Origin of the sequence: Microbulbifer pacificus, assembly GCF_002959965.1 — a bacterium.
Lineage (GTDB): Bacteria > Pseudomonadota > Gammaproteobacteria > Pseudomonadales > Cellvibrionaceae > Microbulbifer > Microbulbifer pacificus_A.
Genome location: NZ_PREV01000026.1, coordinates 1,702,849 through 1,728,025 on the forward strand (window position 1 = coordinate 1,702,849; position 25,177 = coordinate 1,728,025).

20 protein-coding genes are annotated in these 25,177 nt (G+C 59.2%); 3 read left to right on the forward strand and 17 right to left on the reverse strand.

Annotated features, from left to right (window positions below; all coding sequences use genetic code 11):
• Positions 1 to 254: 254 nt before the first annotated feature.
• On the reverse strand, positions 255 to 1,628 hold the full coding sequence (gene glmU, locus C3938_RS07620) for a bifunctional UDP-N-acetylglucosamine diphosphorylase/glucosamine-1-phosphate N-acetyltransferase GlmU (protein WP_105102567.1): 1,374 nt from the start codon (positions 1,626 to 1,628) through the stop codon (positions 255 to 257).
• Between the two features lie 122 nt (positions 1,629 to 1,750).
• Between glmU and C3938_RS07625 the strand changes: the two genes are divergently transcribed.
• Both C3938_RS07625 and C3938_RS07630 read left to right on the forward strand, forming a co-directional pair.
• Positions 1,751 to 2,644: a cation diffusion facilitator family transporter gene (locus tag C3938_RS07625; protein ID WP_105102568.1), complete on the forward strand. Its 894-nt coding sequence runs from the start codon at positions 1,751 to 1,753 to the stop codon at positions 2,642 to 2,644.
• 229 nt (positions 2,645 to 2,873) lie between these two features.
• Positions 2,874 to 6,203, forward strand: a complete 3,330-nt coding sequence (locus C3938_RS07630; RefSeq protein WP_105102569.1) for an amidohydrolase family protein — start codon at positions 2,874 to 2,876, stop codon at positions 6,201 to 6,203.
• Between the two features lie 74 nt (positions 6,204 to 6,277).
• Here C3938_RS07630 and C3938_RS07635 read toward each other — a convergent pair whose 3' ends face one another.
• The 16 genes from C3938_RS07635 to mnmG all read right to left on the reverse strand — a co-directional run bounded on the left by C3938_RS07635 (position 6,278) and on the right by mnmG (position 23,281).
• A complete protein-coding gene (locus C3938_RS07635; protein WP_105102570.1) occupies positions 6,278 to 7,744 on the reverse strand; it encodes a tetratricopeptide repeat protein in 1,467 nt (488 codons plus the stop codon).
• A gap of 8 nt (positions 7,745 to 7,752) precedes the next feature.
• On the reverse strand, positions 7,753 to 8,781 hold the full coding sequence (locus C3938_RS07640) for a patatin-like phospholipase family protein (protein WP_105102571.1): 1,029 nt from the start codon (positions 8,779 to 8,781) through the stop codon (positions 7,753 to 7,755).
• A 92-nt stretch (positions 8,782 to 8,873) separates the two neighbouring features.
• Entirely contained in the window at positions 8,874 to 11,063 is a 2,190-nt protein-coding gene (locus C3938_RS07645; RefSeq protein ID WP_105102572.1) for a hypothetical protein, read from the reverse strand.
• A 146-nt stretch (positions 11,064 to 11,209) separates the two neighbouring features.
• On the reverse strand, positions 11,210 to 11,629 hold the full coding sequence (locus C3938_RS07650; RefSeq protein ID WP_105102573.1) for a F0F1 ATP synthase subunit epsilon: 420 nt from the start codon (positions 11,627 to 11,629) through the stop codon (positions 11,210 to 11,212).
• Positions 11,630 to 11,696: 67 nt separating this feature from the next.
• On the reverse strand, positions 11,697 to 13,094 hold the full coding sequence (gene atpD / locus C3938_RS07655; RefSeq protein WP_105102574.1) for a F0F1 ATP synthase subunit beta: 1,398 nt from the start codon (positions 13,092 to 13,094) through the stop codon (positions 11,697 to 11,699).
• Positions 13,095 to 13,132: 38 nt separating this feature from the next.
• Positions 13,133 to 13,990 carry a F0F1 ATP synthase subunit gamma gene (gene atpG, locus C3938_RS07660; protein ID WP_105102575.1) on the reverse strand — a complete coding sequence of 286 codons (858 nt, stop codon included), beginning with the start codon at positions 13,988 to 13,990 and terminating at the stop codon, positions 13,133 to 13,135.
• A gap of 65 nt (positions 13,991 to 14,055) precedes the next feature.
• Positions 14,056 to 15,600 carry a F0F1 ATP synthase subunit alpha gene (atpA, locus tag C3938_RS07665; protein WP_105102576.1) on the reverse strand — a complete coding sequence of 515 codons (1,545 nt, stop codon included), beginning with the start codon at positions 15,598 to 15,600 and terminating at the stop codon, positions 14,056 to 14,058.
• 48 nt (positions 15,601 to 15,648) lie between these two features.
• Entirely contained in the window at positions 15,649 to 16,182 is a 534-nt protein-coding gene (locus C3938_RS07670) for a F0F1 ATP synthase subunit delta (protein WP_105102577.1), read from the reverse strand.
• A gap of 11 nt (positions 16,183 to 16,193) precedes the next feature.
• Positions 16,194 to 16,664 carry a F0F1 ATP synthase subunit B gene (locus C3938_RS07675; protein WP_105102578.1) on the reverse strand — a complete coding sequence of 157 codons (471 nt, stop codon included), beginning with the start codon at positions 16,662 to 16,664 and terminating at the stop codon, positions 16,194 to 16,196.
• Positions 16,665 to 16,718: 54 nt separating this feature from the next.
• Positions 16,719 to 16,967 (reverse strand): F0F1 ATP synthase subunit C, encoded by a 249-nt coding sequence (gene atpE, locus C3938_RS07680; RefSeq protein WP_010131056.1) that lies wholly within the window; start codon positions 16,965 to 16,967, stop codon positions 16,719 to 16,721.
• Between the two features lie 100 nt (positions 16,968 to 17,067).
• The gene (atpB, locus tag C3938_RS07685; RefSeq protein ID WP_105102579.1) at positions 17,068 to 17,991 is read right to left on the reverse strand and encodes a F0F1 ATP synthase subunit A; all 924 of its coding nucleotides are present in this window, start codon (positions 17,989 to 17,991) and stop codon (positions 17,068 to 17,070) included.
• 121 nt (positions 17,992 to 18,112) lie between these two features.
• Positions 18,113 to 18,502, reverse strand: a complete 390-nt coding sequence (locus C3938_RS07690) for an ATP synthase subunit I (RefSeq protein ID WP_105102580.1) — start codon at positions 18,500 to 18,502, stop codon at positions 18,113 to 18,115.
• Between the two features lie 291 nt (positions 18,503 to 18,793).
• A complete protein-coding gene (locus tag C3938_RS07695; protein WP_105102581.1) occupies positions 18,794 to 19,702 on the reverse strand; it encodes a ParB/RepB/Spo0J family partition protein in 909 nt (302 codons plus the stop codon).
• An 18-nt stretch (positions 19,703 to 19,720) separates the two neighbouring features.
• Positions 19,721 to 20,536: a ParA family protein gene (locus C3938_RS07700; RefSeq protein ID WP_105102582.1), complete on the reverse strand. Its 816-nt coding sequence runs from the start codon at positions 20,534 to 20,536 to the stop codon at positions 19,721 to 19,723.
• A 206-nt stretch (positions 20,537 to 20,742) separates the two neighbouring features.
• Positions 20,743 to 21,387: a 16S rRNA (guanine(527)-N(7))-methyltransferase RsmG gene (gene rsmG, locus C3938_RS07705; protein WP_105102583.1), complete on the reverse strand. Its 645-nt coding sequence runs from the start codon at positions 21,385 to 21,387 to the stop codon at positions 20,743 to 20,745.
• Between the two features lie 4 nt (positions 21,388 to 21,391).
• Positions 21,392 to 23,281: a tRNA uridine-5-carboxymethylaminomethyl(34) synthesis enzyme MnmG gene (mnmG, locus tag C3938_RS07710; protein ID WP_105102584.1), complete on the reverse strand. Its 1,890-nt coding sequence runs from the start codon at positions 23,279 to 23,281 to the stop codon at positions 21,392 to 21,394.
• 716 nt (positions 23,282 to 23,997) lie between these two features.
• Here mnmG and C3938_RS07715 point away from each other — a divergent pair.
• On the forward strand, positions 23,998 to 25,173 hold the full coding sequence (locus tag C3938_RS07715; protein WP_105102585.1) for an MFS transporter: 1,176 nt from the start codon (positions 23,998 to 24,000) through the stop codon (positions 25,171 to 25,173).
• The last annotated feature ends 4 nt before the right edge of the window (positions 25,174 to 25,177 follow it).

Below are 25,177 nucleotides of genomic sequence, written 5' to 3' on the forward strand. Positions count from 1 at the left end.
CTCCTGTTTGCGACGCTCCTGAAAACCCCCTCCCAGCGCTCCACCTTCAATTCCGGCCCGGCACTTCGATTAAGCATTGCTAACGAAGCTCAAAGTTTTGGCGGAAGGCAAAGTGCCGGGTATGACTGTTCGAAAGCGTCGGCGACAGGACGTCGCCGCCGCAGCGCCCAGGGATGGGTTTACAGCGGTTTCGAACAGTCATACCCGGTGCTTTGCCGCCACGGAACCTAGAACAGAGCTCCCGAACTGGGAGATCAAGTCCTCTTGGTCGGCCGCTGCCAACCTGAGATATTTCGCTGCTTGCCACGGGCCACAGCCAGTTCGTCAGCACTCACTTCTCGGGTAATCGTGGAGCCGGCCCCAACGGTTGCGCCGGCACCAATCTCCACGGGTGCCACCAGCGCGGAGTTGGAGCCGATAAAGGCGCGGTCGCCGATGATGGTTTTGGATTTGTTTACGCCGTCGTAATTGCAGGTGATGGTGCCGGCGCCGATGTTCACGTCTTCGCCCACCTCCGCATCACCGATGTAGGACAGGTGATTCACCTTGCTGCCGAGGCCGATTTTTGCCTTTTTGGTTTCGACAAAGTTACCCACCTTGGCACCATTGGCGAGCTCCGTGCCTGGGCGCAGACGGGCAAAGGGGCCTATGGTGCAGGCTTCGCCGACGCTGGCATCCTCGATGATCGAGTTGGCTTCCACCACAGTACCCGACGCCAGCCGGCAGTTTTTCAGCAGACAGTTGGGGCCAACGACAACACCGTCGCCGAGAGATACGTCCCCCTCAAAAATGCAGTTGATATCGATGGTGACATCGGCGCCACAGACTAGCGAGCCGCGCACGTCAATACGGGTCGGATCCAGAAGGGTGACGCCGGCGTCCATCAGAGTGTCGGCGTTATTGCGCTGCAGCGCACGCTCCAGCTCCGCCTGCTGGGCGCGGCTGTTAATACCGGCGACTTCCACCGGATCTTCGGCAATCACACCGGTAACGGCAATCTTCTCGCGCACGGAGCGCGCGATCACGTCGGTAAGGTAGTACTCACCCTGGGCGTTGTTGTTGGAGAGTTCCGGCAGCCACTGCGCCAGCAGATCGGCGGGTGCGGCGAGAATGCCGGTGTTGATCTCGTCGATCTTGAGGGTCTCCGCGTCGGCATCTTTCTGTTCCACAATGGCCTGCACCTGACCGGCCGCGTCGCGCACGATGCGGCCATAGCCACTGGGATCCCCCATCACCACCGACAGCAGCGCGGGACCGTTCTCGGAGGCGTTCAGCAGTGTTTGCAGGGTGGAGGTTTTGATCAGGGGTACGTCGCCGTAAAGCACCAGTACCGTGGCGCCCCTGCGGAAATTGGGGATGGCCTGAGCGACAGCGTGGCCGGTACCCAGCTGTTCGGTCTGCTCGACGAATTTCACCCCGCGGTCGGCAAAGCGCTCACGCACCCGTTCCGCCCCGTGACCGATAACCACAGTGATTTCAATATCGCCCAATGCCCCGCCCAGGGCTTGGGCCGCATCGATCACCCGCCCCAACATGGGCACACCGCCGATGGGGTGCAGAACTTTGGGCAGGTCAGAGCGCATGCGGGTGCCTTTGCCGGCAGCGAGGATGACAACATCGATGGTCATGGGAAATCCGTTCAATTCACTAAAATCGCGGCAATTGTCGCGACTTCAGGATAGCTCCACAAGTTGCCGCTAGAATCCCGGAGTCTACCTTCCCTGTTTTTCAACGCGCGCGGAGTCTGAGAATGGAGGCACGGGGGCTTGTACTTTCCATCCTGGGTTGCCTGAGTATGGCGATTCTGGGCTTTGCGTTTGCCCACTGGACGGGTTCCGAAGCCATTTTTCTGGACGGGGTTTTTTCCCTGGTGAGTTTCGTCATGTCGCTGGTGATGCTGGTGGTGTCGAGAATCATCCGGCGCGACGCCGATCGCCACTTTCCCTTTGGTTACGCCAGTTTCGAGCCGGCGTTCAATGTTCTGCAGAGCATGGTCATACTCGGCGTCATGCTGATGGCGCTGTCTTCCGCGGTAGCGGCACTGTATCAGGGTGGCCGCACCCTGGATGCCGGCCGGGCGGTGGTCTACGCCTCCATCGCCAGCGTCGGTTGTCTGGTGGTGTATCTGGTGTTGCGGCGCATTGCAAAACGCACCAACTCCAGCCTGATCGAGGTGGATGCCTTTGCCTGGATGATGGACGGGGTGCTCAGCGCGGTGGTGCTCTGCGCCTTCACCCTGGTGTGGCTGTTTGGCGACGCACTGGGCGGGTGGCTGCCGTTTGTGGACTCGTGGATGGTAATCGCCATGGTGGCGGTCATGTTGCCGGTGCCGGTGAGAATCCTTTACCGCAACCTGATGGAGGTGCTGTTGGCGGCGCCGCCCATCGATATCCAGCGCGACATCCGCCGCGCCTTTCGCGATGCCATGGTCGACATTCCCGGTGAAAACTGGTCCCTCAGTATCAGTAAAACCGGCCGCTCCGTGTACCTGCACGCCCGGATTCTGCTGGACAGAGAGCACCATAACGCGGGCATTGTGCAGGTGGACGAGTGGCGTGAACTGCTCACGGAGCGCATGGCGGACTTTGTGGCGGAACAGGCATTCGATGTGGTGTTCACCACGGACGCTTCCTATATCGGCTGACAGCCCCATCAACATATCAGCCGGTTACCCCTCCGCCGACAGTGTTTTATCCGGCGATATTTCCCCACCCCAAAGATTATGCCGTTCGGCGCAGATCCATTGCCTTTTCCTTGTATTCCCGTAATTTGAGCCTCAGGTTCATGTCGTGAACCCACATTCAGCAAAACGAGAGCGGCGCCATGAGTGCCGCCAGGGGCGTCACCGCACCCCACGCACCCGAGAGCCATTCATGATCAAACCATTCAAAGCCAGAACCCTGGCGCGCCTGTTTGGCAGCGCCGGTGTCGCCCTGACTCTCCCCCTCGCCGCCATCGCCGAAGAGGCCAAAAAGGAAGCGGACAAGTGGGATGTGAACAAACCGCCCTACGAATTCAAATCCATCCCGCTGGACACCCGCGAGACCACATGGAGCAACCTGGATATCAGTCCAGATGGCAAGAGCCTGATTTTCGATATGCTCGGGGATATCTATGAAATGCCGATCGCCGGCGGTGAGGCAAAGGCGATTACCAGCGAACTCGCCTGGAACACCCAGCCGCGTTTCAGCCCGGATGGCAAATCTGTCGTTTTCGTGAGCGACCGCGACGGCGCCGACAATATCTGGGTGATGGACAGCGATGGCGGCAACCTGCGCCAGCTGACCACCGAAAAGGAAAATCTGGTGCACGGGCCGAGCTGGTCCCCGGACGGCCAGTACCTGGTGGCGCGCAAAGGATTCATGAGTGGCCGCAGTATTCCTGCCGGAGAAATCTGGATGTACCACCACGGTGGTGGCGAGGGGCGCCAGATCAAGGCGCGTTTGGGCGGTGACATCGCACAGAAGAACATTTCCGACGCGGTGTTCTCACCGGATGGACGCTATATCTATTACACCATCGACACCACCCCGGGCACCGTGTGGGAGTACAACAAGAACTCCACCCAGCAGCTGTTCGCCATCAACCGCTACGATCTGCACGACGGCAAGGAGGAGACGTTTGTCTCCGGTCCCGGCGGCTCTATCGCACCCATGCCTTCACAGGATGGCAAGAAGCTGGCGTTTGTGCGCCGCCAGGATTTCCAGACCTCGCTGTTCGTAAAAGACCTTTCCACCGGTCTCGAAACCCCGATCTATTCAGGTCTCGAGCGCGACCTGCAGGAGACCTTCGGCTCCCACGGCAACTATGTACAGTACGACTGGATGCCGGACGGCAAGTCCCTGATCGTTTGGTCAAAGGGCAAATTCCAGCGCATTGCCGCTGACGGCAGCAGCCTGGACACCGGCGCGCGCGAGATCGTCGCGCATATCAAAACCGAGAAGAAAGTGGCCAATGCGGTGCGCTTCCCGGTGGATGTGGCACCGGAACAATTTGACGTGAAGATGATCCGCTGGGCGCAGACCTCGCCGGACGGCAAACAGATCGCCTTCCAGGCTCTGGGTAAAATTTACGTTCAGGACGCCAACAGCGGCGAACGTCGCCGATTGACCAATCAGGAGGAACACTTCGAGTTTTATCCCAGCTGGTCCCGTGACGGTAAACAGATCACGTACGTGACCTGGGACGACGAGAAACTCGGCCAGGTGCGTGTGGTCTCCGCCCGCAACGGTCGCGGCAAAACCATTACCCGCGAGCCCGGTCTGTATGTGGAACCGAGTTTTTCTCCCGATGGCGAACAGGTCACCTTCCGCCGCTTTACCGGTGGTTACCTGCTGAGCCCGGAGTACTCCCTGGAACCCGGCATCTACCTGGCCGATGCCGATGGCGACTGGCAGCGCCGTATTGCCAAATCCGGCTACGAGCCGCACTTCGGCGCCGACGGCGAGCGCATCTACTTCTCCGAGTACGTGTACGGCGACGGCGGCAAGCGCGTGTTCAAGAGTGTGGACAGCAATGGCAAGGACGAGCGCGAGCACTTACATGGCGCAGAGATTACCTCCTTCCGCCTGTCTCCGGACGATCAGTGGGTGGCCTTCACCCAGGACTTCAAGGCCTATGCCGCGCCGTTTATGCACACCGGCAAATCCGAATCCATCGGCCCCAGCGCCACCGCGGTGAAGGTCACCCAGGTGTCCGCACGTGCCGGCGAGAACCTGCACTGGTCCGCCGACAGCCAGACCCTCGGCTGGGCCCACGGGCCCAAGCTGTACCAGCGCGAATTGAAGGACGCCTTCGACTTTGTCGCCGGGGCACCGGAGCAACTGCCGGAACCAGTGAGTGAAGGTATCGACCTCAGCTTCAAACAGCCCTTCGCCCACGGCGACAAGCTGATTGCGCTGACCGGTGGCACCGTGGTGACCATGCGCGACGCTGAAACGACACAGGAGATCATCCAGAATGGTGTGGTGCTGTTCCGCGGCAACCGCATTGTCGCGGTGGGTGCCGCAGCAGAGGTGGAAATCCCTGCGGGCGCCCAGCGCATCGACGTCACCGGCAAGACTGTACTGCCGGGCCTGATCGACGCCCACGCCCACGGCGCTCAAGGCCGCGAGGAGATCATCCCGCAGCAGAACTGGAACCTCTACTCCAGCCTGGCATTCGGCGTGACCACCATTCACGATCCATCCAACGACAGCAGCGAGATCTTCTCCGCCGCGGAAATGCAGAAGGCGGGCCTCATCAATGGTCCGCGTATCTTCTCCACCGGCACCATCCTCTACGGCGCCAAGGGCCCCGGCTACAAAGCCAAGATCAACAGCCTGGAAGACGCCGAGTTCCATGTGAGCCGCCTGAAGGAAATGGGCGCAATCTCGGTGAAGAGCTACAACCAGCCGCGACGGGAGCAGCGCCAGCAGGTGCTGGAAGCGGGTCGCAAGCACGGCATCATGGTGGTGCCGGAAGGTGGCGGTAAGTACCAGCACAATATGAATATGATTGTGGACGGGCACACCGGCGTAGAGCACTCGCTGCCGATCGCGAATATCTACGCCGATGTGGAACAGCTGTGGAGCCAGACCGATGTCGGTTACACCCCGACCTTCGTGGTGGCCTACGGCGGTCTCACCGGTGAGTACTACTGGTACGACCACACCGAGGTGTGGAAGAACGAGCGCCTGACCCGTTTTACTCCGGACTTCATCGTCAACCCGCGCTCCATTCGCCGCGAGCGCTCCCCGGATCATCACTACAACCACTTCAGCGTGGCTCATCACGCCAAGCAGCTGCGCGACAAGGGTGTCACCGTGCATATCGGTGCCCACGGCCAGCGCGAGGGTCTCGGTACCCACTGGGAACTGTGGATGATGGAGCAGGGGGGCTTCACGCCATGGCAGGCGTTCCGCGCCGGCACCATCGACGGCGCCCGCTATCTCGGGATGGACGGGGATCTCGGCAGTCTGGAGCCTGGCAAGCTGGCGGACATCATTGTGGTGGACGGCAACCCGCTGGAGAATCTGCGTCTGTCGGAGAACATCAAGTACACTGTCATCAACGGCAAGGTATTCGATGCGGCCACCATGAACGAGGTGGATGGCGACGAACGCCTGGCGTTCTTCCACGAGCGTTTACCCGTGAGCGCCATGCCGACGCCGACCGCGGAAGCGATTCAGGAGAAGCAGGAGCGGCACCACTGGGTGCACTGATTTTTCTGATTGCTTAAACAAAAAACGCGGCCATGTCCGGAAAACATCGCTGCGTTTTTTTCGATCTCAGTAAATCATTCTCCGCGCTCTAACAGCGCCTGTGCGTCGGAGCGCAGCTGATCGGAATGACTCCAGGCCACCACCCGCTCGAGATATTCCCGCGCGAGTGTGTTCTTGCCGAGATGCACCAGATAAAAACCGATAGCCGCGTTCAGGTTCAGGTGATTGGGTTCCTGCTGATAGGCAGCCTGCATGATCTGCAGCGCCTCCTCACTTTTTCCTTTCAGTTGATAGGCAGTCCACAGGGTGCGGTAGCCAGGCAGATAATCCGGGCCCATCTGCACGGCGATTTTTCCGTATTTCACCGCCTGCTCATAAAATTCTTCATTCCATTCGCGAGTGAGTGAAAGCGCCTGCAAACGCAACAGAAAATATTGGGCGAGGTTGACGGCGGTAAGGTGGCTGACCTGGCCGTGTTCGCCGATTTCCTTCACCGCCTTTTCGCCGTGCTTGAATTTTTTGTCCCGTGCGTCGATCACCGCCATGGTGGTGAAATTTTCCTGCCAGCCCAGGCTCTGTTGTTCACTTCTCTTTAAATAGTCCATGGCGAGTTGCGGCTTGTCGAAGTCCATGGCCTCGTCCGCCAACAGAAACAGACATTCGTTTACGCTGAGTGCACGTCGCGGAATGGAGTACTGGTACTCGGGGATATGGAGTTTGTGGCGCTGAATCTCGTCGCGCATATAGGCGAGCAACTCGCGCTGCATTTCCTTGATGGATCTGCCGAAATGCTCCTCGAAAATGCCAGAGGGATGCTCGCCCGCGGCAACGGCCTTGAGGTAGTTTGTGGTGGCCGCGCGGTAATCCGGATGGCCGGCATTGTGTCCGAGCTGCAGGTAGTGCGTGAACAGCCATGCACTAGCGTAGTAGTTGTTCCAGTAGCGACTGTTGTCCTCGCCGTTCTGTGCCGCGAGCGGTGGCGGTGCCAGCAACTGCTCAATGGTCAGGGGGTCGTCGTCCGCCCAGGCACCAAGGCGCCATTCCGGCAGGCCGCCGACAATCACGTCTTTTTTGCGCAGTTCGGCACTCGCCAGTAATTCCGCAAATCCCTCGGAGTACCAGCGTGGGTAGGTCATGCCACTGCGCTCGCGCATCAGGTGGTGGACGTACTCGTGGAAGATCAACCCGGAACCGGTAATGCCGTGGCCACCGTCGCGGGAAAAGATGATCGGTCCCTCCCAGGTTTCCCGGTAAAGGCCGGCGATCTTGCGGTCATTGGTGAATCTTTCGAACTCGGCGGATTCGCGGAAGTGGAAAACCCGCAGATTGCGGTTCTCCGGGATCTCCTCCTGACCAGTAAATGAAAGTGCGGCGCGGCGGAAGCGCTCCAGATCTTTCATCAGGACATTTACCCGCTGTTCAGGCACATCGGAGTAGACGGTAAAGTTTTCCGATTGATATTCGTACCAGTCGCCGGCGCAGACACCGGCGGTGCCAAGGGTTGTGGCAAGTGCCAGCAGTAATCGCAGTACCCGAACCATTCGCGGCTTCACGCTTTCGCCACCATGTCCTCAATCCAGGTGCGCAGCCTCCGGGTTTCCACCTGCCCGGCCTCGATGGCTTCAGACGCGCGGGCATAGTCGGAACCGCTGATGTCGCCCACTTTGGGCATGATCAGCACATCTGGCGGTGCCCCCATCATGCGCGTGCGCTTGTGGCGACGCTCTAGAATTTCCATGGCGGTACGCATGGTGTCGAACATGCCCGGGGGGGTGATTTTGGGCTCGCGTCGGATACGGATGTGACTCAATTGTTCCCGCCCCTGTTCCACCAGCCGGGTAAAACCGGAGAGCGTTGGCGCCTTTTCATCCCGGCCCCGGGTCACTGCCAGCTCGGTTTTTGCGCGATCGGACATATCCTCGCGCTCGTGCTCCAGTTCCGACTGCTGGTGGCTGGGAGTGGGCTTGCTGACAACGCGTTTTACTTCTCCGTGTTCGCGCCCCAGCGGCGGACGCCCATCTTCGGTGACATCCACCGCGATCACGACGGTGGCTCCCATGGCACGGCACACGTCCACCGGCACAGGATTAACCACTGCGCCATCCACCAGCCAGCGTCCGGCCAACGCTTTAGGGGAGAGCAGACCGGGAATCGAGCAGGAGGCGCTGACCGCATCCTGCAGATTGCCCTGCTGCAGCCAGATTTCCTGGCCGCTGTGCAGGTCGGTGGCAACCGCAGTGAAGGGCAGGGGAAGGTCTTCGATATTTTCGTATTCGAATCCCTCGAAAAAGGCGCGAAAAGGTTTGATACCACCGATGACACCGCCACTCAGTGTCCAGTTGATATCCAGTAGGGAGAATACCTTCCAGTTGTCCAGTAGGCGCGCCCAGTCTTCCAGTTTGTCCAGGCAACCGGCGGAATAGGCCGCACCGACAAAAGCACCCATAGAGGTACCGGCAATAACTTGTGGACGGACTCCCATTTCATGGAGTTCTTTCAGTACGCCGATATGAGCAAAGCCCTTGGCGGCTCCACTGCCAAGGGCTATTCCGATGCAAATTTCACCCCTGTTGTTCATTTGCCGTTCTCCATAGCCTTGCGTCGCTTCCTTTCCGTGTAAAACCGGGTTACAGCTTGTGCCAGCACCCGGTGGCACCGTTCAGACCAGTACTACTGTGAAATTATCAAATGCTGTTTCGACTCGCGATCAAAAAGGGCAATACCGAGGTTAGACAGCCCCAGGTAAATGGCTCCGGTTTGCTGATCGACGGCCGGCGCTACCGATAGTTGCTCATTTTTCTGTCGGGTGATACTCATTGCAACCACTCGGTGCCCGGTAATTACATCTACGGATACCAGCGCCAATTGCGATTTTCCTGTGACCGGATCCTTGCCCAGGAAGTTTTCCACAAGCAGCTGTCCGCCAGCCTTATCCAGTGCAATTTGCCCAAGTTCTATCAACTCCGGTCCGCTGCCGACGCCGAGACCTGAAAGCAGTTCCTGCTCTCCCGTTTCCAGATTGACGGCCACGATCGCCCCTTCTACATCCGCTACATAGGCCCGGTCGTTCGCGCTATCTAAGGCTATGTCACCCGCGATTCTCCAGTGATGATCCGTTCCACTCTCCTGCGCACATGCGAGGATGCTGTGCTCGCTGGTAGCGGGATCGATCCGCATCAAACAGCTGCCACGATCGGGTACAAGCGCCGTTGCCAGCAGCTGATTACGGCTTTTATCGAAGGCAATGGCCCGGGACCATGAAGAAATCTGTGGGCCGGCACCCTCGGTGCCCGCGGAAACAACTCGCCATTTTTGAGTGTTGCGGGAGAGGGCAATGATCGAACTTCCGGTCGGATCGAACAGAACTGCAAAAATGGTTCCATCGCGGGGATCGGTTGTAATAGACCTGATCCGTCCCATGAGAGGCTCCGGGTGGCCAAATGGAGTACTTAGGGATGTTCTATCGCCACTGTTCGGGCTAACAGAAATCAACTGCTGGGCATACGCGTTATTGAAATGATGGCCATCGCGTCCGTCGCGATATATCTCATTAACAGCTATGAGCTCACCTCCGAACTCGTCGAAATGGAATGCTTCGATACCGGTAAACAGCGGACCTGTGCCACGGGTAACTCGACTGACAAGCTGCCGCTGTCCGGTCTGTTTGTCGATGGCGAATGTACGGCCAGACAGGCACGAGTTAACCAGTATCCTGGAGCCGGCATCAGCAAAACCGTGCAGCAGCCACTCAAAAATTTGGTTGTCCGCCGCACCCTCGGTCCAGGAGGAGGTGATTTGCCGGTTGCCGGTGGACAGATCAATTTCCAGTATCTGATTGTAGAAGTCTCCGATATAGGCTTTGCCTTCGGTGAGATTGATCGACAGGCCAGCAGCATTGATCAATTGTGGCCCGTCTCCTATGCGGGGTCCGGACAACTCCACAGCCGTGCCATTCTCTGGATCCAGCTCGTACAATGCCGTCTCTGTGGACACAAAAAGCCGGCCGGCAACCACCTGGAAGCCGGGTGTCGCCAGATTCACACTATTACCGCCGGCATCCTTCCAACTACCGATTCTGCTCCTAACTCCCGTGACCGGGTCGACGGCAACAACATAGGAGGCCCACCAATCCATCACATAAATCGTCCCTGTCGCATCATCGATGGCGATTTGCGGATGGCTGCCAAAAGATAGGGATGCTGCCGGTGATACGACCACACGATTCTCAAATGCACTGTCGTAGGAAATCAGGTCGTCATTCTGGATCAATAGGAAGTTGCCGCTGGCCGGATCAAAGGCGGCACCGGTGATATCCGGTAGGTTGGCATTCAGGGGAGACTCTTCGCCTCTGGAGAGGCTGAGCGCCCTGGGCGGGTTGAAAGTGTAGGCCACGTCCTTTGCGGAATCGTAGGCAATGGGGCTGCAGAAGCGGTAGCCATTGTATTGGTTATATACATTGACTGCGGTGGTCGCCGCTTCGTAGGTTGTATTTCCACTGGTATCAGAGACCTCGACACTGAATTGTGTGTGAGTGCCAGCGTGAAGTGGGAGCTCTGCACTCCAAGTGTCAAAACCGTCGGTGCTTTCCGCCTCCACGCCATTGACAGTAACGCGGGCGATCCCTGCGTTGTCATGGGAAGTCCCCCTGATGACGATTTTTTGCTGATCAGTCCACAACCCCGGTTGCGCGGGAAAAAGAATGCTTGCAGAGGGAAGTTCGTTGTCGATAACCCCTCCAGGGTTATTTTCTCCCGGCTCCGAGTCAACGGTATCCCGAGAGCCCGAACCGCCCCCACCTGAACAGGCAGTAACGGAAAACAATAGCAGTGAAAGGGATACCGCTTTGACTTTATTCTTCATATTGGCCTGCCCAAGAAATACAGATACTTTGCTGGCGCAAAAATTATCATATTCTTGGTACGCGCGGTGAAACTTACCGACGATTGATTTCAGGGCACAAAAAAAAGCAGCCGAAGCTGCTTTTTTGAATCTGCACGAACGCAGAATTACTTGCCGGCCGCCTTGCGGATTGCCTGCATGGTGCGCAGGCGCGCTTCGGCTTCGGCCAGTTGCGCGGAGACGCGGGCGTAGTCGATATCCGCCGGGGCGCTGCGCAGGGCGTGTTCCGCTTCTTCGCGGGCCTTGCGTGCCGCTTCCTCGTCGATCTCACGCTCGGCGGTATCGGCGAGCACGGTCACCACGTTGGGCTGGATTTCGACGTAGCCGCCGCTCAGGAAGTAGACCTCCTCCTCACCGCTGTCCTTGATGATACGGACAGGGCCGGGCTTGAGGGCGGTGAGCAGGGGAGCGTGACCATAGGTAATACCCAGTTCACCTTCCACGCCGCTGACAACCACCATCTTCACCAGACCGGAGAAGAGGGACTCCTCTGCGCTAACGATGTCGCAATGTACAGTCATAGCCATAAGGCTACCTCACATTCAGCTGATTGCCTTGTGAGGCCCGAATAAATCCGGGCCTCACTCGCGTGCCTTACTTCTTGTTGGCTTTCTCGACGGCTTCGTCGATGGTGCCGACCATGTAGAAGGCCTGCTCCGGCAGGTGGTCGTAGTCGCCGTTCAGGATGCCCTGGAAACCGCGGATGGTTTCTTTCAGGGACACGTATTTACCCGGTGCACCGGTAAATACTTCCGCAACGTGGAACGGCTGGGACAGGAAACGCTCGATCTTACGCGCGCGCGCTACGATCTGCTTGTCTTCCTCAGACAGTTCGTCCATACCCAGGATCGCGATGATGTCCTTCAGCTCCTTGTAGCGCTGCAGAACAGACTGAACGCCGCGGGCAGTCTCGTAATGCTCCTGGCCGATCACCAGCGGATCCAGCTGGCGGGAGGTGGAGTCGAGCGGGTCAACCGCCGGGTAGATACCCTTGGCGGCGATGTCACGGCTCAGTACTACGGTGGAGTCCAAGTGCGCGAAGGTGGTCGCGGGGGACGGGTCGGTCAAGTCATCCGCCGGTACGTATACCGCCTGGATGGAGGTGATGGAGCCGGTCTTGGTGGAGGTAATACGCTCCTGCAGAACGCCCATCTCTTCCGCCAGGGTCGGCTGGTAACCTACCGCAGACGGCATACGGCCGAGCAGTGCGGATACTTCGGTACCGGCCAGGGTGTAACGGTAGATGTTGTCGACGAACAGCAGTACGTCGCGGCCTTCATCACGGAATTTTTCCGCCATAGTCAGACCGGTCAGGGCCACGCGCAGACGGTTGCCGGGCGGCTCGTTCATCTGGCCGTAGACCATCGCTACCTTGGACTTGGAGAACTCTTCGACGTTTACAACGCCGGCTTCCTGCATCTCGTGGTAGAAGTCGTTACCTTCACGGGTACGCTCACCCACACCCGCGAACACGGACAGACCGCTGTGCTCGGTGGCGATGTTGTTGATGAGCTCCATCATGTTTACGGTTTTACCTACACCGGCACCACCGAACAGGCCAACCTTACCGCCCTTGGCGAACGGACATACCAGGTCGATAACCTTGATGCCGGTCTCCAGCAGTTCGGTGGAGCTGGACTGCTCTTCGTAGGTCGGCGCCGCACGGTGGATAGAGGAGCGCTCTTTCTCACCGATGGGGCCACACTCGTCGATGGGGTTGCCCAGTACGTCCATGATGCGGCCGAGGGTTTCTACACCTACCGGTACGGAAACCGGAGCGCCGGTGTTGGTTACCGCGAGACCGCGGCGCACACCTTCAGAAGAACCCATGGCAATCGCGCGAACCACGCCATCACCCAGCTGTTGCTGCACTTCCATGGTGAGGTTCTTTTCCTCACACACGAGTGCATCGTATACGTTCGGTACGGCATTACGCGGGAATTCCACGTCGATGACCGCGCCGATAACTTGCACAATTTGCCCGTTACTCATTTCCCGATCCTCAAATTTCAAATCTTTACTCGGCCGCCTCAGACTGCCGCGGCGCCGCCAACAATTTCGGACAGCTCTTGGGTAATCGCTGCCTGGCGCGCCTTGTTGTAAACCAGCTGCAGTGCGTCGATCAGCTCACCGGCGTTGTCGGTGGCGCTCTTCATCGCAATCATGCGCGCAGCCTGTTCACACGCTTTGTTCTCTACTACCGCCTGGTACACCTGGGAACGGATGTAGCTCACCAGCAGACCGTCGAGCAGCTCGACCGCTTCGGGTTCGTACAGGTAGTCCCACTGGTGCTGATGCTCGTCCTCTTCCTTCTGGAGCGGCAGCAGCTGCTGGATTTGCGGCTTCTGGGTCATGGTGTTCACGAACACGTTGGACACCAGATAGAGACGGTCGATTTCACCGGCGGCGAGACGATCGATCATCACCTTTACAGGGCCGCGCAGTTCAGCGGCTTCCGGGGCATCGCCCACGTCCCGCTTGGCCGCGACCACATTGCCACCAATGTTTTTGAAAAAGCTGACCGCCTTGTTGCCGATCGCGCAGATATCCACGCCCACGCCCTGTTTGCTCCAGGACTGCATATCGCGGATGGCCGCCTTGAACACGTTGATGTTCAGGCCGCCGCACAGGCCGCGATCGGTGGATACCAGGATGTAACCCACGCGCTTGACTTCACGCTCCTGCAGGTAGACATGCTGGTATTCCGCCGAGGCATTGGCCACATGGCCAAGCACTGCGCGGATGCGGCTTGCGTAAGGGCGCCCCAGTGCCATGCGATCCTGAGCCTTGCGCATTTTGCTCGCCGCGACCATTTCCATGGCCGAGGTGATTTTCTGCGTGCTCTTGATGCTGGCAATTTTTGTGCGTACTTCTTTTCCGCCTGCCATAGTCAGTTACCTTTTGCCGGATTAGTCCTGCAGGAGCAGGCGAGCCCACTCCTGCACACGGGTACTTACCAGCTACCGGTAGCGACGAACTTCTCGATGGCGGCCTTAAAGGCGCTGTCGATTTCGTCGTTGTAGTTACCGGTGCTGTTCACTTGCGCCATCAGCTCTGCGTGTTCGCTGTTCATATAAGCGTGCAGGGCGGATTCGAAGTCCAGTACCTTGTTGACTTCCACGTTCTTCAGGAAACCTTTGTCAGCAGCGTAAACGGAAACCGCCATCTCGCCGATGGACAGCGGAGAATACTGCTTCTGCTTCATCAGCTGGGTTACGCGCTCACCGTGGTCCAGCTGGGCCTTGGTGGCTTCGTCCAGGTCAGAAGCAAACTGGGAGAAGGCTGCCAGCTCGCGGTACTGAGCCAGAGCGGTACGGATACCACCGGACAGTTTCTTGATGATCTTGGTCTGCGCGGCACCACCTACACGGGATACGGAGATACCCGGGTTGATGGCGGGGCGAACACCGGCGTTGAACAGGTCGGTTTCCAGGAAGATCTGACCGTCGGTAATGGAAATTACGTTGGTCGGAACGAATGCGGAAACGTCACCCGCCTGGGTTTCGATGATCGGCAACGCGGTCAGGGAGCCGGTTTTGCCTTTCACTTCACCGTTGGTGAACTTCTCTACGTACTCGGCGTTTACACGTGCGGCGCGCTCCAGCAGGCGGGAGTGCAAGTAGAAAACGTCACCGGGGTAAGCTTCACGGCCCGGGGGACGCTTCAGCAGCAGGGAGATCTGACGGTAGGCCCAGGCCTGTTTGGTCAGGTCATCGTAAATGATCAGGGCATCTTCACCGCGGTCGCGGAAGTACTCGCCCATGGTGCAGCCGACGTAGGGCGCCAGGAACTGCATCGCCGCCGGGTCAGCAGCACCGGCGGCAACCACGATGGTGTGGTCCATGGCGCCGTGCTCTTCCAGCTTGCGTACTACGTTGGCGATAGAAGACTGCTTCTGGCCTACGGCAACGTAGATACATTTAATGCCGGTGCCTTTCTGGTTGATGATCGCATCGATCGCAACCGCGGTCTTACCGATCTGACGGTCGCCGATGATCAGCTCGCGCTGGCCGCGACCAATCGGAATCATGGTGTCGATCGCTTTCAGACCGGTCTGTACCGGCTGATCAACGGACTGACGGGCGATAACGCCGGGAGCTACTTTTTCTACCGCGTCGGTCAGCTTGTTGTTCAGCGGACCTTTGCCGTCGATCGGGTTGCCCAGTGCGTCCACCACGCGGCCCAGCAGTTCCGGACCAACCGGCGCCTCCAGGATGCGGCCGGTGCAACGGCACTTCTGACCTTCAACCAGGGACTTGTAGTCACCCAGTACAACAGCACCAACGGAATCGCGCTCCAGGTTCAGCGCCATACCGGTGACGCCGCCCTCGAATTCGATCATCTCACCGTACATCACGTCGGCCAGGCCGTGGATGCGGATGATACCGTCGGATACGGAAACAATGGTGCCCTCGTTCTGGGCTTCGGTGCTCACATCGAGATTGTCGATGCGGCTCTTGATGATTTCACTGATCTCGGAGGGATTCAGTTGCTGCATGCTCTGTTCCTCGAATCCCCGGCGGGCGCCGCCTGCCGGGAAGGTAATTTAGGAGTTCATCGCCTCGGCGAGTTTGGCCAATCGGCCGCGCACGGTACCGTCGATCACCGTGTCGCCAGCGCGAATGATCGCGCCGCCCAGCAGGCTTTCATCCACCGCGCTGTGCAGGTGCACCTCGCGGGAAAACTTCTTGCTGAGTGCCTGGGTGAGGCGCTGGGCCTGCTCGTCACTGAGGGCGCGGGCGGTAAGTACTTCCACTTCCAGAGTGGACTCCGCATCCGCCTTCAGGGCTTCGAACAGGTGGGAAATTTCCGGCAGCAGTGCCATGCGGTGGTTTTCCGCCAGCAGTTTGATGAAGTTCTGTTGCGACGCGTTGAAGTCGCCACACACCGCCAGGAATTTTTCCGCACGCGCGTCACTGGTCTGCTGGGGATCATCCAGCAGTTCGCCGATCTTTTCGTTCTGGCTGACCGCCGCCGCGGTTGCCAACGCAGCACTCCAACCTGACAGGTCGGAGGCTTGCTGTGCGTGGGCAAATGCCGCTTTCGCGTAGGGCCGGGCCAGGGTGCTGAGTTCCGCCATGGGTTCCTCGCTTACAGCTCGGCTGCCAGTTTCTCAATCATGTCATCGTGCACTTTGGCATCGATGTTGACCGAAAGGATTTTTTCGGCGCCGGCAACAGACAGGGCGGCAACACGGGTGCGAAGCTGTTCCTTCGCGCGGTTGATTTCCTGTGCAATTTCCGCCTGCGCAGCGGCCTTCAGGCGATCGCCCTCAGCACGTGCGGCCACTTTGGCTTCCTCGACAATCTGGTTGGCGCGCTTGTTGGCACCATCCAGGATCTCGGCAGCCTGGGCTTTGGCTTCTTTCAGTTGCTCGGCAGCTTTGCGCTGGGCCAGCTCCAGGTCTTTCCCGGCGCGCTCGGCTTCCTGCAGGCCGGTCGCAATTTTCTGCTCGCGCTCCTGCATAACGCCCATCAGGGCCGGCCAGACATATTTCCAGCAGAACCACACGAAGGCGAGAAAGGTGATCGACTGGCCGATCAGAGTCAGGTTGATATTCACACCGACACCTCTTGCTCTTTCAAAAAAGGGTTAAAGGGCAATTGGAACGGGGAATTAACCAGCCAGACCAGGAGCTACCGCGAAAATCAGGTACATGGCGATACCAACACCGATCATCGGAACGGCGTCGAGCAGACCGGCCATCAGGAACATTTTGCCCTGCAGAGCGGGAGCCTGTTCCGGCTGACGAGCAGAACCTTCCAGCAGCTTGCCACCCAGGGTGCCGAAACCGATAGCAGTACCCAGAGCGCCCAGACCGATCAGCAGTGCAGCAGCTACGTATACCAGACCTAATGCTTCCATTGTTTTCTCCAAAAGTAAGTTGAGAGTTGTTGAAGTTGAAAGTGAATGAAAAAGTTAAAGTACGAACGAAATCTTTTCTTTCGACAATCGGAGAACGACCTCAGTGGTCGTTCTCGTGCTCATCTTCCCGGTTGTGCGCCATGGCCATGTACACCGTCGTCAGCACCATGAACACGAACGCCTGCAGGGTGATCACCAGGATGTGGAAAATGGCCCAGCCCATCTGCAGCAGTGCAGCACCCACAAAGCCCAACACACCCACGCCAAACACGATGGCGATTAGGATGAAGATCATTTCACCGGCGTAGAGGTTTCCGAACAGACGCAGACCGAGGGAAACCGGCTTGGCGATCAGGGATACCGCTTCCAGCAGGAAGTTGAACGGGATCAGGAAAATATCCACGTACCACTTGCCGGAGTGGAAGGGGTGCAGGGTCAGCTCTTTAACGAAGCCCATCAAACCCTTCTCCTTGATGCTGAAGAAGATCATCAGTACGAATACCGCCAGAGCCATGCCCAGGGTGGCATTGAGGTCGGTGGTTGGTACAACCTTGAAGAAGAAGTGATCGTTACCCGCCATCTTGGCGGCAGCCATTGGCAGCCAATCCACAGGAATCAGATCCATCAGGTTCATCAGGAACACCCACACGAAGATGGTCAGCGCCATCGGGGCGACCATGCGGTTGGTGTGAGGGAACGTTTCGCGGACCAGTTTGTCGATAAATTCGGTGACCAGCTCGACGAAGCTCTGGAAGCCGGAAGGTACGCCGACCGTGGCTTTCTTGGCCGCGCGGGCGAACAGGAAACAGAACAGCAGGCCGAGACCAATGGACCAACCCAGGGTATCCAGGTGGATAGCCCAGAAGCCCATGTCGGCAGCTTCCTGACTGCTGTGAGCAATGGTCCAGGTGGAATCGGTCAATACGGTCCCGTCAGCGCGGGTGTAGCCCGCGGGAAGTTTACCGTACGCAAGATTTTGCAGGTGGTGCTGGATATACCCCGTCGCGGTTTGTTCGGCAGCCATAGTTCCTCAACACGTTCTAAGATAAAAAACCTTTTCGGGAACCCCTGTCTGCGCGGGCAATCAATCCACTTGCCGCTGTCTCGACGCAGTCACTTTTTATCGGGGGTTCCTGGGCCCGCTGCTACTTCGTTGCATGCAGCCGGGCCACGAGAATCCATTGCAAAATCACACACAAGCCGTAGCTGACAAACAGCACCGCCGGATTCAGCGGCTTGACGGTGGCGAACACCGCCGCAAATCCCGTCAGGGTCAGCACAAACTTGCCGGTTTCGGCGCGGTAGAAACTGGCTACCGCGCGCTGGCTTGCACGCGCGCCGCGCATCTGGCGGCGACCTTTCATCAATTCGAAGGCGCGCAGGCCAAAATACAGGTTCGGCAGCACGCACAGCAGGCCGCCGAGCAGGGCGGAGATTGCGACTACCCGCCCCTGAGTCCATTCGAGCGCGAGCGCAACCAGCAACACAACAGCCAGTTGGATCAGCGAAATCTTGACTACCGGGGGATTACGCATAGGCGGGTACGGGGCCGGCCGGATCTTGTTCTCCGCCCAAATTTTGGGCGTGCGAATTATGTCGGAACGGGGCCGCCGATTCAACTGGCAAATCCCGTCAGATGGTGTGGCGTTCGCGGTCTTTTACTACAGAAAATCGCGATAGTAAGCACACACTTACACGACGATTTTTCCGACACTGGAAACCTTTGAGGCGCCATATTGGCGCCTCAATTTGGTGCATTTTATCGCCGGGTGGCGCTGGATTTGTTGCAAAACCGTTGCAGCAGTAACGTTTGCCGAGCGTCCGGCTCAGTCTTCGCTGTAGCCCAGGTGGGCGAGAATGCCATCCAGTTCGTCGAGACTGGTGTATTTCAAAACCAGTCGGCCGGCGCCTTTCTCGCCGTGATCAATGGTCACCGGTACGCCGATTTTTTCCGCCAGGCGCTCGGTGAGTCGGCGGATGTTCGGGTCCACATCCGGTTTTTTCGTTTTCGGCTTGCCCGCTTCTTCCTGGATGCGACGCACCAGGGCCTCGGTCTGGCGCACGGTCAGCCCGCGATCCACCACTGTGCGCGCAGCTTCGCGCTGTTCGTCACCGGCAAGGCCGAGTAACGCCTTGGCGTGGCCGGTTTCAATATCGCCACGCTCGAGGAAGGTGCGAACTTCATCGGTGAGCGTGAGCAGGCGCATCAGGTTGGTAACCGCGGTGCGGGATTTGCCCACCGCCTCCGCCACCTGCTGCTGAGTCAGTTCGAACTCGTCCTGCAGGCGCTTGAGCGCAACAGCCTCCTCCACCGGGTTCAGGTCTTCGCGCTGGATATTCTCGATCAGCGCCATGGCAATGGCGGCTTCGTCGGACACATCGCGGACCAGGGCGGGCACCTGGTCCAGTTCCGCCAGCTGTGCGGCACGCCAGCGGCGCTCGCCGGCAATGATCTCGTATTTGTGTTCGCCGACAGGGCGCACCACGATCGGCTGCATGATGCCCTGGGCGCGAATGGAGTCGGCAAGCTCCTGCAGGGATTCCTGCGGGAAGTCGCGGCGCGGCTGGTAGCGGCCGCGCTGCAGGAATTCAATCGGCAGCTGTTTCAGTTCCCCGTCCACGCGCTCGACGATATCCCCCTGGCGCTCGCCAGTGGCGACGGCAATGGCCTCGCTGACATTGTTGCTGATCAGGTGGGAAAGTCCTTTCCCGAGGCCTTTGCGTTTCGCGGCCATAAGTCTCTTACCTCAGTCTCAAACCGCTTCCGCTACCGGGCGGGGACCACTGTTGTGATTATCGTGTCTGGCCGCACTTTCGCGGCGGGTGATCTCGCCGGCCAGGGCGAGGTACGCGATGGCGCCTTTGGAGCTGCGATCGTACTCAAGCGCCGGTTTGCCAAAACTCGGAGCCTCGGCCAGGCGCACATTGCGCGGAATGCAGGTGCGGTAAAGTCGGTCGCCAAAGTATTCGTTCAACTGGTCGGAGACGTCGCCGGTCAGGCTGTTGCGCGGGTCGTACATGGTGCGCAGGATGCCCTCGATCCTGAGGGACGGATTCGCCGCTTTCTGGATCTGGGTGATGGTGTCGATCAGCGCCGAGAGCCCCTCGAGCGCGTAGTACTCGCACTGCATCGGGATCAGCACACTGCCAGCCGCGCACAGGGCGTTGACCGTAAGCATGTTCAGAGATGGCGGGCAGTCGATGATGATGTAGTCGTAGTCCCCGCTGATTTCTTCCAGCGCCTGGCGCAGGCGGGACTCGCGGCCGTCCATTTCCAGCAGCTCCACTTCCGCGGCGGTCAGGTCGATATTCGCCGGCATCAGGTCGTAGCCGCTGGAGGTGGGGACAATGGCCTTGCGCGGCGGCAGCAGGCTGGCGAGCACGTCGTAACTGGAGAGCTGCAGGTCGCTCTTGTCGATACCGCTGCCCATGGTGGCGTTACCCTGGGGATCCAGGTCGATCAGCAGTACCCGCCGCTTGTTGGCGACGAGAGACGCCGAGAGGTTGACGCAGGTGGTGGTTTTGCCGACACCGCCTTTCTGATTCGCTACCGCAAAAATCTTGCTCAAGGTTCTGGTCCTGTTATTCCCGGCGGCACAGCTTCCTCTGTGTGGCCGGGCTCACCGCTGGGCCGGATACACCGGAAGACGCGGCAGCTAAGCGCACGCGCGAACATCGGCCCGGTGCGCTGGTATTGAATTTACGTTCTGTTTTTACGTTCTGGGTCTATATCGTCTGACGGCGCATTCTGGCGGCTATTCCGGAACTTTCCGGCTTATTCCGCGCGGGAGAGGACGATCAGATGGCGCTCTGCATCACAGCCCGGCACTCGCAGGGTGTGCAGTTCGTCGACCTTAATCCCTTTTGGCAATGCACTCAACTCATCTTCCGGCAGCTTGCCTTTCATCGCATAGAAGCGACCTCCCGGGACGAGTAAATGCTCACTTCCAGCCACCATGTCCTGTAGCGAGGCAAAGGCTCGGGAGACGACACCGGTGTAGCGCTGCTCGGGCTGGTAGGCCTCCACGCGCTGGTTGACGACGTTGATATTGGCCAGCTTCAGCTGGCTGGCCACTTGGAACTGGAACCGGGATTTCTTGCCGTTGCTGTCGAGCAGGCTGATGGGACGCTGCGGATGCACGATGGCCAGCGGAATCCCCGGCAGACCACCGCCGGAACCGACGTCGATCAGTGGCGACAGGTCGTCGGCACTGGTACCGCACAGGTTCACCACACTCAGACTGTCGATGATGTGGCGCTCCAGCATTTCCGCCGGGTCGCGCACCGCGGAGAGGTTGTAGGCCGCATTCCAGCGCGCGAACAGGTCGAGATAGGCCAGCAGTCTGTCCTGCTGTTCACGGCTCAGATTCAGATCCAACTGCTCTGCGGCCTGTTGCAGGCGAGGACGGAAGTGTTCCATCAGCTCACACCGCCTTCTTGCGGGTCAGCAGGCCGCGTTTTTTCAGCTGGATCAGCAGCAGGGATACTGCTGCGGGGGTCACGCCTGGCACGCGACCAGCGCGGGCCAATGTGTCCGGGCGCGCGTCACTCAATTTCTGGATCACCTCATTGGAGAGACCGGATACCGCCGAGTAATCGAAATCGACGGGCAGGGGGGTGTCCTCGTAGGCCTGCAGGCGCTCGATTTCGTCCCGCTGACGGTCGATGTAGCCGGCGTATTTCGCGGAGATTTCGACCTGTTCCGCCACCTGCTCATCGGTCACCGGCTCTCCCCTGAGGCCGGCCACGTCTCCGTATTCCAGCTCCGGGCGCTTCAGCAGATCCATCAGGCTGTACTCGCGGGCCAGCGCCTGCGGCAGCTTCTGCTCCACGATGTGGGCGGCCTCGGTGCCGGGCTGAACCCAGGTCTCCTTCAGGCGCTGACTCTCACGCTCGATGGCCTCGCGCTTCTCGCAGAAAGCAGCCCAGCGCACGTCGTCCACCAGGCCCAGCTCGCGGCCCTTTTCGGTCAGACGCAGATCCGCGTTGTCCTCCCGCAGCAACAGGCGGTATTCCGCGCGGCTGGTGAACATCCGGTAGGGCTCTTTGGTACCCAGGGTGACCAGGTCATCCACCAGCACTCCCAGGTAGGCCTCGTCGCGGCGGGGCGACCAGGCGTCTCTGTCCTGCGCGCTGAGCGCGGCGTTGGCGCCCGCCAGCAGCCCCTGGGCGGCGGCTTCTTCGTAACCGGTGGTGCCATTGATCTGGCCGGCGAAAAACAATCCGGCAATGAATTTGGTCTCCAGCGACGGCAGCAGGTCGCGCGGGTCGAAGAAGTCGTACTCGATGGCGTACCCCGGGCGGGTGATATGTGCGTTTTCAAACCCCTTGATGGAGCGCACCAGGTTCATCTGCACATCGAACGGCAGGCTGGTGGAGATGCCATTGGGGTAGAGCTCGTGGGTGGTCAGTCCCTCGGGCTCGATAAAGATCTGGTGGCTGTTCTTGTCCGCGAAGCGGTGCACCTTGTCTTCGATGGACGGGCAATAGCGCGGCCCAATGCCCTCGATCACCCCGGAGTACATGGGCGAGCGGTCCAAACCACCGCGAATGATGTCGTGGGTGGACTCGTTGGTATGGGTGATCCAGCAACACACCTGGCGCGGGTGCTGGTCGCGGTTGCCGAGGTAGGACATCACCGGGATTGGCTCGTCACCCCACTGTTCCTCAAGGCCGGAAAAATCCACCGAGCGCGCGTCGATACGCGGCGGGGTACCGGTCTTCAGGCGTTCCACGCGAAATGGCAGCGCGCGCAGACGCTGGGCGAGGGCGATGGAGGGGGGATCCCCGGCGCGACCGCCAGAATGGTTCTCGAGGCCGATATGAATGCGGCCGCCGAGAAAGGTGCCGGCAGTGATCACTACGGTCTTGCCACGGAAGCGGATACCGGCGTTGGTCACCACACCGGATACGCGGTCGTTTTCAACAATCAGGTCGTCCGCGGCCTGCTGGAAGATGTCCAGATTGGGCTGGTTTTCGAGAATGTTGCGGATCGCCGCCTTGTACAGGGCTCGGTCGGCCTGGGCGCGTGTGGCGCGCACCGCCGGGCCTTTGCGGGCATTCAGCACGCGGAACTGGATACCCCCCAAATCGGTGGCGGTGGCCATGGCGCCACCGAGGGCGTCCACTTCCTTCACCAGATGGCTCTTGCCAATGCCGCCAATGGCCGGGTTGCACGACATCTGCCCCAGGGTCTCGATATTGTGGGTCAACAGCAGGGTACGGCTCCCCATGCGCGCTGCCGCCAGGCACGCCTCGGTGCCTGCGTGTCCGCCGCCAATCACGATCACATCATATTGGGTGGGGTATTCCATAGGTTCTGCTCTGATCCACTCTGAAAGATTCTGGCCGGAGGCCCATGCACGCCAAAATCCGGGCGCACATTATAGGCAGCTTGTGCTGTGCAAAAAAGCGGCACCGCAAAATTTCGTTTTCCCGCGTTCTACTTTGATTAACTAATTAACTTATACATACCCATGTATATGAGTGTTTTGTATTTGATGTTGTTATATAGGGGGCGCATTTCCGGTATAAGCTATAAAAACTCATATATATCAAATACTTAGCTCGATGATAAGTACCCGTTTAACCCCTGCTTTTGTACAGGGGTATGTGCGGTAGGGCGCTGTGGATGGGCGGGATAACTTTTCCGGTTTGTCGTCACTGCTGAACTTATCCCCGTTTCCCCCGATTGTTTGCCACCCGGTTTTCCCTCGAATAGTCCACAACGCCCGATACCGCTCGATATTGGCGGGGCGCCTGTGCATGAATCTGTGAATTGCCGGAGTAATTTGCTGTGGCGTGAATGTGAGCGACCTTGAATTGTGGATAACCCTGTGTGCGGATGTGAGCAACTCATGTGCAGTTGATGGGGGAGTCCTGTGTCTGCTTTCTTCCCCGGTTCGAGTTTCTTGTCTCCCGGCGATAGAATGCCTTGTTTAAATGACTTTCCTGTCTTTTTTCATGGGGCTCATCGCGGTGACTATGCCTTGCGCGGCGATCAATTCAGGCTGCCGATCGGGAACGACTGATGCCTACCAGTAATAATGCGGTGCCACAGACCGGGGTGTGGATTTTGTTTGCCGGTCTCTTTCTGGTGGCCGGGTGCCTGCGGGCTCCGGTGACCGGGGTCGGGCCGGTGCTGGGGATGCTGCAGTCGGATCTGGGTTTGAGTGCGGCTACCGCAGGTCTGCTGGTCACTCTGCCGCTGTTGATGTTTAGTCTCGGATCGCTGTTCGCCCCAGGCCTGGCGCGGCGCTGGGGGCTCAATACCATTATCCTGGCGGCGCTGTTGATCATTGTTACCGGTGTTTTGTTGCGCTCCGCTGGCTCAATCGCACTTCTGTTTCTGGGAACGGCGGTGATCGGGATGGGTATCGCCCTCGGCAATGTACTGCTGCCCAGCCTGATCAAATCGGACTTTTCTGCGCGAGTACCGCTGGCGACCAGTCTCAGCGGTGTGGCTATGAGTGTGGTGGGGGCCCTGGTTTCCGTGACCGTGGTGCCGTTGTCGCTTCAATTCGGCTGGCAGTCGGGGTTGGCGACGGTGGCGGTTTTCCCTCTGTGCGCGCTCTTTATCTGGGTTCTGCGCACGCCGGCCGCTGGCGGTTCCGGGCGCGCGGAGCGCGGGGGTAACCGCATATGGCGTTCCATTCCGGCCTGGCAGATCACCCTGTTTCTGGGGACTAATTCCCTGATGTTCTACTCCATGGCCAGCTGGTTACCGGAAATTCTCACGGAGGCGGGGTTCTCCGCAGCGTATGCCGGCACCCTGCACGGGGAGATGCAGCTGGCGGCCGCGCTGGCTGGACTGTCACTGGCACCGCTGATGGCGCGCTTCAGGGATCAGAGGTCGGTGGCTGTGGCAATGGCGTCGCTGATCGCGGTATCCCTGGTGGGTTTGCTGTTGCTTCCCTCGTGGGCTGTTGTCTGGGTAGCGCTGTTCGGTTTCGGTTCTACGGCGTGTTTTCTGCTGGCGATCATGTTTCTGGCGTTTCGGACACGAACGCCGGCGCAGGCGGCCGGGCTTTCCGGTATGGCACAGTTTGTCGGCTATCTGCTTGCGGCGGGCGGCCCCCCTCTGTTGGGGATACTGCGTGAGTGGGGCGGGGGGTGGCAGCTGCCACTGCAGGTGGGTATCGCCATCACTCTGCTGATGGCGATTTGCGGTGCCTGTGCCGGACGGGAAAGTAAAATCGACCTCTAGTGTC

Bases quoted from the DNA above. Each gene is read 5' to 3' on its own strand.
- glmU (WP_105102567.1), bottom strand. From the start codon at position 1,628: ATGACCATCGATGTTGTCATCCTCGCTGCCGGCAAAGGCACCCGCATG.
- C3938_RS07625 (WP_105102568.1), top strand. From the start codon at position 1,751: ATGGAGGCACGGGGGCTTGTACTTTCCATCCTGGGTTGCCTGAGTATG.
- C3938_RS07630 (WP_105102569.1), top strand. From the start codon at position 2,874: ATGATCAAACCATTCAAAGCCAGAACCCTGGCGCGCCTGTTTGGCAGC.
- C3938_RS07635 (WP_105102570.1), bottom strand. From the start codon at position 7,744: ATGGTTCGGGTACTGCGATTACTGCTGGCACTTGCCACAACCCTTGGC.
- C3938_RS07640 (WP_105102571.1), bottom strand. From the start codon at position 8,781: ATGAACAACAGGGGTGAAATTTGCATCGGAATAGCCCTTGGCAGTGGA.
- C3938_RS07645 (WP_105102572.1), bottom strand. From the start codon at position 11,063: ATGAAGAATAAAGTCAAAGCGGTATCCCTTTCACTGCTATTGTTTTCC.
- C3938_RS07650 (WP_105102573.1), bottom strand. From the start codon at position 11,629: ATGGCTATGACTGTACATTGCGACATCGTTAGCGCAGAGGAGTCCCTC.
- atpD (WP_105102574.1), bottom strand. From the start codon at position 13,094: ATGAGTAACGGGCAAATTGTGCAAGTTATCGGCGCGGTCATCGACGTG.
- atpG (WP_105102575.1), bottom strand. From the start codon at position 13,990: ATGGCAGGCGGAAAAGAAGTACGCACAAAAATTGCCAGCATCAAGAGC.
- atpA (WP_105102576.1), bottom strand. From the start codon at position 15,600: ATGCAGCAACTGAATCCCTCCGAGATCAGTGAAATCATCAAGAGCCGC.
- C3938_RS07670 (WP_105102577.1), bottom strand. From the start codon at position 16,182: ATGGCGGAACTCAGCACCCTGGCCCGGCCCTACGCGAAAGCGGCATTT.
- atpE (WP_010131056.1), bottom strand. From the start codon at position 16,967: ATGGAAGCATTAGGTCTGGTATACGTAGCTGCTGCACTGCTGATCGGT.
- atpB (WP_105102579.1), bottom strand. From the start codon at position 17,991: ATGGCTGCCGAACAAACCGCGACGGGGTATATCCAGCACCACCTGCAA.
- C3938_RS07690 (WP_105102580.1), bottom strand. From the start codon at position 18,502: ATGCGTAATCCCCCGGTAGTCAAGATTTCGCTGATCCAACTGGCTGTT.
- C3938_RS07695 (WP_105102581.1), bottom strand. From the start codon at position 19,702: ATGGCCGCGAAACGCAAAGGCCTCGGGAAAGGACTTTCCCACCTGATC.
- rsmG (WP_105102583.1), bottom strand. From the start codon at position 21,387: ATGGAACACTTCCGTCCTCGCCTGCAACAGGCCGCAGAGCAGTTGGAT.
- mnmG (WP_105102584.1), bottom strand. From the start codon at position 23,281: ATGGAATACCCCACCCAATATGATGTGATCGTGATTGGCGGCGGACAC.
- C3938_RS07715 (WP_105102585.1), top strand. From the start codon at position 23,998: ATGCCTACCAGTAATAATGCGGTGCCACAGACCGGGGTGTGGATTTTG.